General features: G+C 64.1%; 7 protein-coding genes. 1 reads left to right on the top strand and 6 read right to left on the bottom strand.

What is annotated here, in order from left to right; genetic code table 11:
• Nucleotides 1–116 precede the first annotated feature (116 nt).
• Nucleotides 117–1367: a serine hydrolase domain-containing protein gene (locus tag EA187_RS07035; RefSeq protein WP_115606460.1), complete on the top strand. Its 1251-nt coding sequence runs from the start codon at nucleotides 117–119 to the stop codon at nucleotides 1365–1367.
• Between the two features lie 621 nt (nucleotides 1368–1988).
• On the opposite strand, the gene EA187_RS07030 is transcribed toward EA187_RS07035, so the two are convergent.
• The 6 genes from EA187_RS07030 to EA187_RS07005 form a co-directional block, all read right to left on the bottom strand.
• Nucleotides 1989–2354, bottom strand: a complete 366-nt coding sequence (locus EA187_RS07030) for a DUF6184 family natural product biosynthesis lipoprotein (RefSeq protein ID WP_127779747.1) — start codon at nucleotides 2352–2354, stop codon at nucleotides 1989–1991.
• A gap of 553 nt (nucleotides 2355–2907) precedes the next feature.
• A complete protein-coding gene (locus EA187_RS07025) occupies nucleotides 2908–7494 on the bottom strand; it encodes an efflux RND transporter permease subunit (protein WP_127779745.1) in 4587 nt (1528 codons plus the stop codon).
• The gene (locus EA187_RS07020; protein ID WP_115606465.1) at nucleotides 7491–8591 is read right to left on the bottom strand and encodes an efflux RND transporter periplasmic adaptor subunit; all 1101 of its coding nucleotides are present in this window, start codon (nucleotides 8589–8591) and stop codon (nucleotides 7491–7493) included. Before EA187_RS07020 ends, EA187_RS07025 begins: the two co-directional genes overlap by 4 nt.
• Nucleotides 8588–9292, bottom strand: a complete 705-nt coding sequence (locus tag EA187_RS07015; protein ID WP_206524213.1) for a TetR/AcrR family transcriptional regulator — start codon at nucleotides 9290–9292, stop codon at nucleotides 8588–8590. The genes EA187_RS07020 and EA187_RS07015 overlap by 4 nt, the downstream gene beginning before the upstream one ends.
• A gap of 674 nt (nucleotides 9293–9966) precedes the next feature.
• The gene (locus EA187_RS07010; RefSeq protein ID WP_127779743.1) at nucleotides 9967–11463 is read right to left on the bottom strand and encodes a di-heme oxidoredictase family protein; all 1497 of its coding nucleotides are present in this window, start codon (nucleotides 11461–11463) and stop codon (nucleotides 9967–9969) included.
• Entirely contained in the window at nucleotides 11463–13553 is a 2091-nt protein-coding gene (locus EA187_RS07005) for an RCC1 domain-containing protein (protein WP_164856077.1), read from the bottom strand. The genes EA187_RS07010 and EA187_RS07005 overlap by 1 nt, the downstream gene beginning before the upstream one ends.
• Nucleotides 13554–13627: the final 74 nt, after the last annotated feature.

Genomic DNA, 13627 nt, shown 5'->3' with positions numbered 1-13627 from the left:
GTTTTATCGTCTTCAAGGGGGCAACCATCGGATGTGACTTTCCTACGGGAGGGGCCGGGGTTAGGCTGTCGCCGCACGATTTCACCCCCTGACCCTCCTCGCCTCACAGGTCTGATATGTACGACAAACTCCCCAACCTCGCCCCGTACCCTGCACGGGGTAGTTATGCGGATGGTTACGAACCCGTCGCCCGTGCTTTCGCCGGCCAGTTGGAGCGCGGCGAGGAGGTCGGCGCCGGGTTCACGGTGTATCGGCGCGGCGAATGTGTGGTCGATCTCTGGGGAGGCATGGCCGATGTGGCGTCGCAGGCACCCTGGCGTGAAGATACCCGCGTGGTGCTCTTTTCGGTGACCAAAGGTTTTGTGGCCATGGCGCTGCATCTTCTGGCAAGCCGGGGCTTGCTCGACTGGGAGGCGCCGGTCGAGACGTACTGGCCCGGCTTTGCTCGAAATGGCAAAGAAGGCATGACCGTCGCCACATTGCTCGGCCACCGAGGCGGGCTGGCCGGCCTGGATACCCCGCTGACGATGGATGACGTCACCAGCCCGGCGCGTGCCGCGGTGCTCCTGGAGGCCCTTGAGTCGCAGTCGCCCCTGTGGGAGGTCGGCGCCGATCAGGGCTACCACGCCATCACCTTTGGAATGTATGCCCGCGAGCTTTTTGAGCGCATCTGCCCCGGCGAGGATCTCGGGGAGTTTTTGCGCCGGGAGCTCTTTGAGCCGCTGGGCTCCGATGTGTACCTGGGCACACCGGCCGAATTCGACCGGGACATCGCCACGCTCTATCCGCCGGCCAAACCGGCACGGGTGGCGAAGATGCTCACCAACGCGCTCACCCAGCCTCAATCGACCGAAGCCCGCGTGCTCGGCCAGTTCGTGCGTCGGGGCTCGCCGATGCGCCGCGCCTTCTTGAACCCGCAGGTCCCCGGCGATGACGTGACCGTTTACAATCAGCCGCCGGCGCGCCGCGCTGTCCTGGGCTGGGCCTCGGCCACCGGCAGCGCCCACGGTGTGGCCCGCGCGTACCTGCCTTTCGCGTCGAAGGGTAAGTTCGAGGGGCGGCGCTTCCTCAAGGCCACCTCGCTCAAGCCGGTGTATGCTCGCCAGGGCTGGTCGCCTAACGATCTCGTGCTGCAAAAACCCATCGGCTGGTCGCACGGGTTCTGCAAAGAGGAGCGCCACCTCTTCTCGCCAAACCCCGAATCCTTTGGCCACCCGGGGATGGGCGGCGCGCTGGGCTGGGCCGACCCGGTTGAAGAGATCGCCATCGGCTATGCAATGAACTTCATGGACTGGCGTATTCGCTCCCCGCGCGCGCTGGCGCTCTGCCGCGCGCTCTACGACAGCCCGGGGGTGGTAGAGGGCTGAGTGGTCCACGGGCCGCTCGGTAATGGGCCCGTGGCGCTTGCCCTCCGCGCGAGAGCTCTGGTGGGCCGTTGACGCGTGTCAGCGCTCGGCGGACCAAAATCGTCTCTGCAAGGCGATCCGCCTGTGTTTATGCGCTTCCGATCGGGTCGTACGTTTTGAAAAATGCGTTCGGAAGCCTCCCGATAAGAGCTCAAGGCACCGGAGCTGCGAGCGGAAGTGTCCTGAACGCTCCCGGGTACCGCGTGTCGGCATCAGGAGTCTCCCGAGCCCCGCTTCATGTGTGCGCAGGCATCTGGAGACTTCCGATGGCGTTTCGCACTCCGCGCACAGCCTCCGGAGCCGTCGGTTGACCGCCGCAGGGCACAGATTCCTCTCGGGAGCCTCCTCGTGTATGGGGCGGCAAAGAAGAGACCTTCGGCAGCGTTCCACACGCCAGGCTGCGCTCTAAGCAGTGGATCGCGAGGCCTCAAAGCCTTCATCGTTCGGCCCGGGAGTGTGCAGGTATCGGGGCAGGGCGGTACAGATCAGAAAAGCCCGCGCCACCTCATCAGGTGGCGCGGGCTTTTCTCGTCACGCACGGACTCATATGTGAAGACCTACGGCCCCGCGTTGAGCATGCGCTTAGTTGGTGCAGACGTTGCCTTTGCGGCACTCATCCAGCGCCGAGAGCTGGTCGAGCCAGTTGCCGTCACAGGCGGCGATCTCAAGGCGACTGAGGCAGCGGTCAAATTGCGATTCGTTGATGCGACCATTGCCGCAATCATCGGCCGGCCAGATGTCGTTGAAGCGGTCTTTTTGATCGATGACGCAATCGGAGTAGGTCGCATAGTCACGCCCTTCTCCAATGTCGCCGCACTCGTCGCTGCGATCGCAGAAGGTATCGGCCGCCTCATCGCGGTAGTCCTCGCGCGAGGGCTCTCCGCAGCTGAAGAGGGGAAGGGCCAGGGCGAACATAAGAGACGATTTCAGCACTGCAGTGATGCGCATGTCATCCTCCATACATGAAACGAGGTACCTACGAGGGGCCGGGTTAGCGAACCTGCTGATGAAGCCGGGGTTGGAGAAGATATCGCCTTGGAGCGGATAAGTAGTGGTAAGACCCCAGATCGCACAAAGTCTGGCGAAGGTGGAAGGAATCGTACATCTACAATCTATGGCGAGAAGGCCCACAACGCGAAGTTAGCAGGCTTGATAGGGGGACGGGCCTCGCCGGTGCGACAGGCTGTCGCTTCGTGGCGAGAAGTTCTTGGGGTGAGCTGATAACGAATCTTCCCCAACCCCGGCTTCATCAGCTTCCGTTTGTCTGATCACCTGCTCTCAGGTTCAAGTAACGCCTTGCTAAGATTGGTTCGGATCCGCCAACGAGACACGCCGGGTAAACGTCATGGCCGTCCGGAGGCATTCCATCTCTAAGGGGTTTGATGTTGAGAGAGGCGGTTGCTCTCCCACACTGTAATTACATGTGGGATAGAGGTCAAAGATTGCTCCCCCTTTCGGGGGAATTTCTGCCCGCACGACCTGCGTCGTGCGGGGGCAACGATCAGGGGTCAAGCCCCTCGACCAGGGTCTGAAGGTTGTAGACAGCCATCTCCAGCTGCAGCTCATCTTGAACTCGGGCGAGCTGGGCCAGGCGGAGCTGATCTTGCGCGTTGATGACGTCGAGCTGGGTGGCGACGCCGTAGCGAAAGGCCGTCTCGGCCTGCTCCACGCCGCGTTGGGCGAGCTCCAGCTCGGTGACGCCGCTGTCGAGCTGAATGCGCGCGGCTTCGACGTCGGCGCGGGCCTGGTCGATCTCCGAGGCGATCTGGTGGCGCGTCTGCTCCTGGCGCAGCTCGGCGGCGACGCGCTGGGCGCGGGCCTGCTTGAGCTGCGCTTCGCGCAGCCCCCCGTCCCACAGCGTCCACTCGGCGCCCAGGATCAGCACCCAGCGCGGGTCGCCGGGCGCCAGCGCCGTCGATTTTCCGCCGCCGTAGCTAAAGGTCGCCGAGAGCGAGGGCAGGTACTGGTAGTAGATATCTTCGATGCCCAGGTCGGCGACTTCCATGGCCAGGCGGTTGACCTCAAAGGCGGCGCGGTTTTCCTCGGCGCGCTCCACAAGATCGTCGCCCTGCACCTCCTCGGGGCGCTCGGGCACCTCGACGTCGAAGTCGTCCCCGGTCTGAAGAAGTTCGGCAAAGGCTTTGCGCACCTGGATGTACTGCTGGCGGGCGCGGTCGACTTCTTTCTGGGTTTGCACCGCGCGAAGTTGCGCGCGGGTGAGCTCAAACTCGGTGGCGGTGCCCGCGGCAACCTGCGCCTCGGTAAAGCCGAGTACGGTCTGGGCGGAGCGCGCCTGCTGCACGCTGATGTCGATCATGCGCCGCACCATCACCAGGTTGAAGTAGGTCGAGACGGCGGCCTGATCCAGCGCTTCGCGGGTCATCTCGACCTGGGCCTGAGCCAGATCACGCTGGGCGTAAGCCTGGCGAATCAGGGGCCAGGAGCGGAAGTTCACCCGCATCGACGCCGCCACGTTCCAGCGGTAGTCGGTCTTGGGCCGAATCACCGAGGGGGGCACCTCAATGCCCGGGGGAAGGCCCTCACCGAAGTCCAGCACCACCTCTTCCTGGTTGACGGTGTACTCGCCACTGGCCGTAAAGCGGGGAAAGAGCGCGCTGTACGCCTGGCGAATCACCGTGTTGGCCGAGTCGACCTGGTTCTGCGCCAGGCGCACATCGAAGGACTGCTCGCGCACACGTTGGCGGGCTTCATCGAGTGTCAGCGTGCGGGCAACCTCAATGCTGACCGCGCTCTCGATCTCGGCGTCGTCCAGGGAGCGACGCTCGATCTGACCGGGATCGTCGACTTCGGGGAAGAGCTCTGCCTCATCGTCGGACTGCGTCTGCGCGGACGCATCGTCTCCGGCCGGGGCATCCTGGGCGGTGGCGAGGGCCGGCAGCACCAGCATCACCAGTGAGAGCACAAGCCCGGCCGCCGCCACCCGCGTAAAGAGGCGTCGCGAGAGGTCGGAGAGGCTATCGAACATGGAGTAGAGCACCGGCACCACCACAAGGGTCAGCAGTGTGGCCACCAGCAGGCCGCCGGTGACCGCCACGCCCATCGGGCCCCACATCTCCACCGATGCCCCGCCGAAGGTCACCGACTGGTCGATAAAGTCGATGCTCACACCGAGGACAATGGGCAGAAGTCCCAGAATCGTGGTGATGGCGGTGAGCATGACCGGGCGGAAGCGCACCAGACCGGCCTGGATCAGCGCATCGCGGCGGTCCCAGCCGCGGGCGCGCAGCTGGTTGATGTAGTCAATGAGCACGATGGCGTTGTTCACCACGACCCCGGCCAGGCTGATGATGCCGATGCCGGTCATAATGATGCCGAAGGGGGCCTGGGTGACGATCAGGCTCCAGAGCACGCCGATGAGGCTCAAGAAGACGGTGAACATGATGATGAAAGGCTGGGCGATGGAGTTGAACTGCGTCACCAGGATCAACAGGATCAAGAAGACGGCGGCCAGCAGGGCGTTCCCCAAAAAGGCCGCAGCTTCTTCCTGATCCTGGCTCTCGCCGGTGTAGCGGATCTCGTAGCCAGCCGGGAGTTTGAGGTCGGCCAGACGCTCTTGAGCCTCGGCCAGCGCCACCGCCGGCAGGTAGCCGTCGGCGACGTTGCCGCTGACGGTGACCACGCGCTCCTGATCTTTACGTCGAATCGATCCGCTGCCACCGCGCACCACGACCTCGGCAACTTCCACAAGCGGGATGTGCACGCCGTCTTTGTTGACGACGGTCAGCTGGCTGATGTCAGCGATGGCCCGGCGACGATCTTCGGGAAGACGCACCAGGATATCGTACTCCTCATCGGCCTCGCGGAAGACGCCAGCCTCGCTGCCGTTGATGGCCGTACGCACGGTCTGCGCCACCGAATGCGTGCTCAGACCGAGGACGGCGGCGCGCGCCCGGTTGATCTCGACATGGATCTCGGGGCGAGTCAGCTCCAGGTTGTCGGTCAGGTCGATGACGCCTTCGATGGTGCGAACTTCCTGCAAGACCTGCTGAGAGATGCTGGCCAGGGTGGAAAGATCTTCGCCGGCGATCTCAATGGAGACCGGAGCGCCGGTGGGCGGACCCATGTTCTGGGTCGCCATGATGATCTCGGCACCGGGGACTTTTGAGAAGAGCTGGCGCAGCTTCTCAATAAAGACGTTGGGATCGCCGGGCTGCTCTTCGATCGACTTGAGCTCGACGGTGATCTGGCCGTAATGCGGCGCTTCACCGCCGCCTCCAGCCTGACCGCCACCCTGGGTGCCGGTATCGGTGATCCAGGCCGTCACCAGATCGGGGGCGGTGGCCAGCGGACCCTGCAGGCTTTCAAGCGTGTTGCGGGTCTCCTCGATGTTGGTGCCGTCGGGAAGCGTAACCTGCACGCTGAACTGCTCCGGGGTGGTCTTCGGGAAGAACTCCACCCCGCGCGAGGTCGCGCCAAAGATCATAAACGTGCCCACAAAGACCCCCACCGCGATCAACGCCACAATGATGCGGTGGTTGAGCGCGAACTCCAGAGTGCTGCGGTAGGCGCGGTAGAGCCACAGATCGGGCACTGAGTCTTCATCGAAAGAGACGCCGTCCTGAACCTTGAGCAGGGTGGCGCAGAGGGTGGGGTTGATGACCAGCGCCACAAAGAGCGAGCTCAGAAGCGTGATGATGACCGTCAGGGGCAAAAAGCCCATGAACTCGCCCATTACCCCCGGCCAGAAGAGCATCGGGAAGAAGGCGGCGACCGTGGTGGCGGTCGAAGCGATGACCGCCCAGCCCACCTCTTTGGTGCCTTCGTAGGCTGCCGTGACCCGATCTTTGCCGCTGGAGGCGTGGCGGTAGATGTTCTCGACGATGACGATGGCGTTATCGACGAGCATCCCCAGCGCGAGCAGCAGGCTGAAGAGCACGACCATGTTCAGCGTGATGCCCAGCATCGAGAGCACCAGGAAGGTGATGAGCATGCTCATCGGCACACTCACCGCCACGAAGAGCGCGTTGCGCGCGCCGCCCATAAAGAAGAAGAGCACCAGCAGCACCAGGATCATGCCGCTGATGATGTTGTTCTCAAGCTCGCGCACCGTCGCCGCGATATTTTTGGACATGTCGTTGACGATCGTGATCTGCACGCTCTCGCCGGCCTGCTGATCGTAGCGGTCGATGACCTCTTTGGCGGCCTCGGCGATCGCCACGATGTTCTCACCGCTGCGCTTGACGATGGCCAGGCTGACGTTGGTCTTGGTCACCGGCACGCGCTCGCCAGCGGCGTTTTCTTTCCAGACGGTCAGCCGGCTAAACGTGGTGGGATCTTCAAAGCCATCTTCGATCTCGGCGACATCCCGCAGGTAAATCGGGTTTCCGTCGGGCGATTTGACCACGATGTGGCGCATCGACTCGAGCTCTTCAAACTCGCCGGCGACGCGCACGGTGTACTTCATCGAGCCGATGTCGATGGAGCCGCCGGGCAGGTTGATGTTCTCACTCTGCAGCGCCTGACTGACGTCGTTGGCCGAGACGCCAAGCTGGCGCATGCGCTCGGGGTTGAGGAGCACGTGGATCTCGCGCTCGACTCCGCCGGCCAGGCTGACGCGCAGCACGCCGGGGAGCGCTTCGAGATCTTCCTGCATGTCTTCAGCCAGCGCCTTGAGGCGCACCGGGTCGAGATCGCCGGCGACGTTGGCCACAAGGATCGGCCAGTCGCTGGAGTTGATCTCCATGACCTCGGTATCTTCGGCGTCCGGGGGAAGATCGGGTTTGGCTTTGTCGACCTCCACGCGAATGCGCTGGAGGACCTCGTCGATATCGACCTCCGGATCGAACTCCAGCACGATGAGCGAGGCGCTCTCCGCGCTGGTGGAGGTCATCTCTTTGAGATCGCGCAGGTTTTTAAACTGGCGCTCCATCGGCTGGGTGACCAGCGTCTCAATATCGGCCGGCGAGACCCCGAAGTAGGGGGTGGAAACCATGACGATAGGGATGGCGATGTCGGGGGCAGCCTCCCTGGGGAGGCTGCGGTAGCTGAGCAGGCCGCCGAGGATGATGCAGACGATCAACACATAGACTGCGACGGCGTGATCGATGGCAAAACGAGTCAGTCTCACAGCGTCTCCTTGGCCTGCGAAGCCGATGCGTGGGGATCATCGACGATATCGACGCGGGTGCCGGCAACCAGCGCGCGGTGGCCGCGCACAATGAGGCGGTCGCCGGGGTTGAGGCCCTCGGTGATCATGATGTTGGTGGCGTTACCCGGGCCGATCTCCACGCGGCGAAGCTCGGCGGTGCCGTCTTCGGCAACGACCATCGTCTCGCGGGCGTTGTAGCCTTCGAGCACGGCCTCGCGCGGGACCATGATGACCTGCTCATAATGCTCGCGCTCAAAGCGCAGGCTGGCGCGCATCCCGGGGCGAATCTCGAGCTCTTCGTTGGCGATGCGGATTTCCACCGGGTAGGTGCTGGTAGCGCCCAGGGGGCGCAGGCCCACGCGGTGGATGGTGCCTTCAAAGGACTTCTGCAGGGCGGGGAAGTGCACCTCGATGGTCTCGCTGTCGCTTAAGTGGCGAAGCTCCGACTCGGGCACCTGGGCGTGCACCACGATGGTGTCGTAGACAATGACTTCGGCCAGGGCCACCCCGGGGTTGGCAAATTCGCCGGGCTCGGCGGTGCGGTTGACCAGGTAGCCGTCCAGGGGGCTCTTCACACGGTTTTTGGATACACCGATGCGCGTCTGACGCAGGTTTTGGCGGGCGCTCTCCAGACTTGTGGTCGCCTGGTCGATCTGCTGCGGGGTGGCCAGACCCTCGGAGCGCAGGCGCTGGAGGCGGCGTAGTTCACGATCGGCTGCGTCGACCTGGGTGTTCATAAGGTCGATGCGTGCGGCATCCAGCTCCACATCAATGCGGAAGATGTTTTGACCGCGCTTCACCTCCTCGCCCTCCTCCGCATAGGCGTTAAGGATGCGGCCGGGAACCTCCGCCATCAGGCGCACCGCGTCGACCGGCTCGGCCGTACCCAGCACATCGAAGGTGTCGGTAAACTCAGTCGCCTCAAGCGTGAGCGCGTTGACCGGGGTGGGCGGAAGCTCCACACGGGCCTGCTCCGGCGTGTCGGCGGCCTCGGAGTTGCACGCGCCCACCAGCATGGCGAGCGCCAGCGCCATCAGCGCGCGTCGAAGAGGGGAAGTCGAGGCAATCGGGGTCATGGTGTCTCCTGAGCGGCGAGTGTTCCCGCGCCGTGAAAAAAGAAATCCAACAGGCGCGCGCGGGCACCTGCTCCGATATAGGTGTCGAGCGACCGGCGACACTCGGTGGCGTCGTCGATAAATTCGAGGATGCCAAAAGCGATCATCATCTGGTTGTTGACCATCCCGATAAATTGATCGCTCAAGAAGTGGGTGTTTCGACCCGGGTGCAGTACCAACTCGCCATGGGCAATTCCATCGTCGAAGACCTGGCGCAGAAGACCGTGGGTCTTCTGCTGCACACAGACGATGTCGGCCACCGGCCGGCTCTGCACCGGCCCAAAAAGCACCGCGTAGACAAAGCGCACAAGCTCCGGGGCGATCTCCACCCCGTCGAAGAAGGTGTGGGCGATGGCGTCGAGGCGCGCATAGGTCGTGGTGTGGTTGGCGATGGCGTCTTCAATCGCTTGATGAAGTGCGTCGACGACAAAGGTGAGCAGGCGCTGAAAGACCCCTTCTTTGCTCTCAAAGTAGTAGTAGAGCATGGGGTTTGTGACCTCGGCCTCCTGCACGATCTCGCGCACGCTGGTGGCGGCGTAGCCCTTCTGACTGAAGAGACGTGCGGCGGCGATGAGGATGCGCGCGGCGTTCTCGTTGAGACCGCTCTCAACAAGGGTCTCCATCAATGCGGAGGGCGGTTCGGGAGGGGAGGGGGCACTCATGAAGCAAAGCCGGTACGACAGAGAGGGATGGGGCGGGCCTTGTTTAACGTCCGTTAGCTTAACGAGCGTTAGGCACGGGATGATAAAAGCGCACATTCTTGTGTCAACGGAAAGATACGAGGAAATTTTCGCGCGGGTCACATTTAAATGATGCGCTGCGTCAGGATGCCGCAGGGGCTGATTGGGGTTCACATCGCTGAAAGAAAAATGGCCCGGGTTCAATCCTCGGTCGCCACAAACGTTTGTCTGGCCGGGCGGAAGGTTCCGCCTCAGGGGTGAAATTTTTGGCTCCAAGGGCGGAAGGTTCCGCCCCACGGGGTAAATTTTTGGCGCTATGGCCGGAAAGTTCCGCCCCATCGGTGAAAATTTTGCGGCACATGCCGGAAGGTTCCGCCCCATCGGTGAAAATTTTGCGGCACATGCCGGAAGGTTCCGCCCCATCGGTGAAAATTTTGCGGCACATGCCGGAAGGTTCCGCCCCATCGGTGAAAATTTTTGGCTCAAAGGGCGGAAGGTTCCGCCCTACGGGTGAAATTTTTGGCTCAAAGGGCGGAAGGTTCCGCCCCACGGGGTAAATTTTTGGCTCCAAGGGCGGAAGGTTCCGTTTTCGGTCGGTGGGATCTGTGACCCACGGTCACCTGCCGCCAGGCAGAAGGGTGACCGTGGGTCACCATTTAAAGCCGCCCCAGAAAGTGAACCAACGCTTCTTGCTCGGCTGGTGAGAGCGCCTCGTAGCTCCGGCGAGCGTCGAGGGCTTCGCCGCCGTGCCAGAGGATGGCCTCATGAAAGGTGGAGGCGCGACCATCGTGCAGAAGGCGCGCGTCGTCGGAGCGTTGCAGGACAAGGCCCAGCCCCCACAGAGGTGGGGTGCGCCACTCCGAGGGCGTTGCATCGCCTTCGCCTACCGCATCGGCGAGCTCCGGCCCCATGTCGTGGAGGAGAAGATCGGTGAAGGGGAAGAAGGTCTGATTGGCCAGAAGCTCGGCGGCGTCCGGGGAGGTGTGCTGGCGCGGGGTGTGGCAGTCGGCGCAGCCGATGGCGTCAAAGTGGCGGGCACCTTCTCGGGCCTGCGCGTCGTCGGTGGTGGCGCGAAAGGCGGGCACGCCTATGTAGCGCTGAAATTCGGCGACGGCTTCCAGGCCGGAGTCGGCGAGCTCGGGCGAGCCGCCGGAGGGGGCATCAAGGCAATCGAGCTGGGTGGGGGTGCAGCTCTGATCGGGGTGCAGCGCTGAGGTGATGCCGATGTCTTCGGCAAACGCTGCGGCGCTCTGGGCGAGCACGGTGGTGTGCAGGGATTTCCAGCCAAAGCGGCCCACCCGACCATCGGGGCGAACGTGCACGCGACCGCTCACCCGACCGCCTTCGGACTGCGCGTTGGCCAGCGCGCGAAGATCGTCGTCGGCGATGGCCTCCAGAAGCCCCATGCCCACAATCTGCGGGGAGTTTCGCGCGGAGGCGCGGGTCTCGGAGTGCAGCGTGGGGGCATCCTCGGAGGTCGTGAGCACGATTTCTGGCGAGATGAGTCCCCGATCGTCGGGATGAGGCTGCCAGTGAACAGCTCCTTCCGGGGCGACGCCGGCGAGGGCGCGGGGCTGAAACTGCTCGCCATAATGCGGATCGCCGACCCAGTGGCCATCGTCGGGGCGGCGCAGTCGGATCAAAAGCCCCGGCGCGACGTCGCCGTCATCGAGCAGGGTGGGCGGGCGGCCGGCCGAGGTGGGGTGGCAGCCGACACACGCGGTCTCATGAAAATGCGGACCCAGCCCGTCGAGCACCGCCCTCGGCCCCGGTGCCGGGTCCCAATCCGCCATAAACAACTCTCGCCCCACCGAGAAGTTTTGAGTCAACTCGACGGGGATGGCGTCGGCGATCTCCAGAAAGGCGAAGTTCTCACCCGGAGCGCTGGTGAGGGGCCCGCCGAGGGGGGCGCCCTCGTCAAAAAGCGCGACGATCCAGTCTGCCTCCTCCAGGGGGCGATCGGCATCGGTCGTGTTCACGTCGGCATCGCTGGCATCGCCCCACCCCGGGTCCGCGGCGGCATCAACATCGTCGCCGGAGTCTTCCGCATCCACATCTACATCATGGGGAAGGTGATCAACCTCGGGCGAAGAACACGCCGCGCTGGCCCCCCCGGCCAGCAGCAGCGCGGAAACAAAAAACGAAACACGCATCAGGGTGCCTCCACGTCCACAAGCACCGGCACCCGGTAGCTCCAGGCGTTGATCGCGCTCTCGCCAGCACCCAGCGATCCCTGGAAGCTCCAGCCCCAGGTGAAGATGCGGCCGTCGTTGCGAAGCGCCACCGAGTGCAGCGCGCCCACGCCCAGATCGTCGAGCCCCACAAGGCCGAAGACAGGGTCTTGAGCATGGTTAAGATCGTCTTCGGTGGGGGTGCCCAGGTTGCCAAAGCCGTTCTGACCCCAGCCGTAGGCCAGGCCCTCGGCGGTGATGACAAAGCTCTGGTTTCCGCCGGCGCCCACGCGCGCAAGGTTGAGCGAGGCGTTGATGGTGGTGAGCGGTTCAACCTGATGAACTTCGCCATCGTCCCAGTCGGGGTGTTCGCCGAGCTGATTCGAGGCGTTGAGGCCCCAGCCAAAGAGCTCGCCGGTGCGCGTCAGCGCGACGACGTGATCGCGGCCGTTGGCAAGATCCACAACCTCTTCGAGCCCTTCGATGAGCGCGGGGGTGGGGTGGGCATCGCTGTCGTCGGTGCCGCTGGCGAGGTTGCCGTAGCTGTTGCGACCCCAGGCGTAGACCTGGCCTGAGGCGGTCAGGGCGTAGGAGGAGGCCGATCCGGCGCGGATGGCGATGACATCCTCCAGACCTTCAACCGGAGTGGGGAGGTCGCGGCTCTCGGTGGTGCCGTCGCCAAGCTGGCCGCTTCCGTTATCACCGCAGGCGTAGACCTGGCCCGAGGCGCCCAGGATCAGCGAGTGGCTGTTGCCACGGAAGATGGCGATGGCTGGCTCATTAAGAGTGACGAGCGTGGGTTCAAGGCGGTCCTCTTCGTCGAGCTCGGCGCTGCCGGGGGTGCCCACGCAGAGCTGGCCGTCTCCGTTGTCGCCCCAGGCGTAGACCTGGCCCGAGGCGCTGAGCGCAAGGGAGCTGTTCTGGCCGAAGGCCAGCGCGACGGCCTCTTCGCCTTCACCCAGGCTCACGGGCATCGGGGCATCGGGGTGGGCCGGGTCGCTGTCGCCGAGGCGGGAGGTGTAGCCCACACCTGCCTGGCCCTTGTTGTTGCGGCCCCAGGCAAAGATCTGCCCGTTGAGGATCACCCCGGTGTGCGAGCCGCCGGCGGAGGTGCGCGCCCCGAAGTAGAGCGAACGCTCAAGCGAGGTGGTGTTACCAAAAACGTCTTCGGCCTCCAGGGTGAAGGCGTTGGAGCCGGGGAGAAGATCGATCGGAGCGCCGAAGGTGCCGTCCTCGTTCACCGTGAGGATCGCCGCATCGGCGCCCTCTTTGAGCAGGCGAAGCTCGGCCACCTCAACGTTGTCGGTGACGCGTCCGCTCAACCAGGGCTGGCGGCTCTCCACGCTGGCACCGTCCGGCAGATTGATCCCGGCCAGGGTCGGAGCCTCGGTGTCCTGACCACGCGTCAGAAGGAGCGTCTCGGTGACGCTGGCCTCGCCATGGTGCGCGCTGAGTTCAATGAGGTTTTCGCCATCACCCAGGGTCAGCGTCGTCTCGAAGCTGTAGGTGTAGGCGTTTTCGTCGAGCAGGGTGAGGGCGTCTTCGCTGAAGGCAACGTCGTTTTCGTTGACGCGAAGCTCCACCGCGTCGAGCTCGCCGCCGGGGCTTGTGATCGTGGCGATCAGCAAAACCTCGTCTTCCAGGATCGGGGCGGTGGCGGAGGTCTCAAAGACGATCTCCGGGGCGAGGTCTTCGCTCAGCCAGAAGGCGATCTCATCGCGAGCGGTGCGACCGTCGGAGGCGATCGCCTCGGCCCAGAGCACGTTGCTTCCGGGCTTCGCGTTGAGCTCGAAGGTGTAGTCGGCGACGACCCTGTCGAGGAGGATCTCCGCCGGCGTGGTGTCATTGAGCGCGTAGCGCAGCGCGGCCACGTCTCCGCTCAACGCGAGCGTCACGTCGACGGTCGCGTCGTTGAGCTCCGCACCGTTGTCGGGTGACGCGATGGCCACGCCCGGTGCCTGCGTGGGCAGGGGGGCATCAACCGGATCGGGGGTCTCATCGGAGGTGCAGGCGCCCAGTAGTATGATGAGCGCGCCGCAGAGGGGCAGGGATTTTGAGAGATACGTCGACATCAAAAACTCCATCGATATGCGGCGTCGTTGGCGACGCCGGTGGCGAGCAGACAAGGGGGCGCTGTGGTGGCACA

It is taken from the genome of Lujinxingia sediminis, assembly GCF_004005565.1.
GTDB lineage: Bacteria > Myxococcota_A > Bradymonadia > Bradymonadales > Bradymonadaceae > Lujinxingia > Lujinxingia sediminis.
The sequence above is the reverse complement of the archived record's forward strand: the minus strand, read 5'-3'. Positions and strand labels throughout refer to the sequence as shown.

Bases quoted from the DNA above. Each gene is read 5' to 3' on its own strand.
- EA187_RS07020 (WP_115606465.1), bottom strand. From the start codon at position 8,591: ATGACCCCGATTGCCTCGACTTCCCCTCTTCGACGCGCGCTGATGGCG.
- EA187_RS07015 (WP_206524213.1), bottom strand. From the start codon at position 9,292: ATGAGTGCCCCCTCCCCTCCCGAACCGCCCTCCGCATTGATGGAGACC.
- EA187_RS07010 (WP_127779743.1), bottom strand. From the start codon at position 11,463: ATGCGTGTTTCGTTTTTTGTTTCCGCGCTGCTGCTGGCCGGGGGGGCC.
- EA187_RS07005 (WP_164856077.1), bottom strand. From the start codon at position 13,553: ATGTCGACGTATCTCTCAAAATCCCTGCCCCTCTGCGGCGCGCTCATC.
- EA187_RS07030 (WP_127779747.1), bottom strand. From the start codon at position 2,354: ATGCGCATCACTGCAGTGCTGAAATCGTCTCTTATGTTCGCCCTGGCC.
- EA187_RS07035 (WP_115606460.1), top strand. From the start codon at position 117: ATGTACGACAAACTCCCCAACCTCGCCCCGTACCCTGCACGGGGTAGT.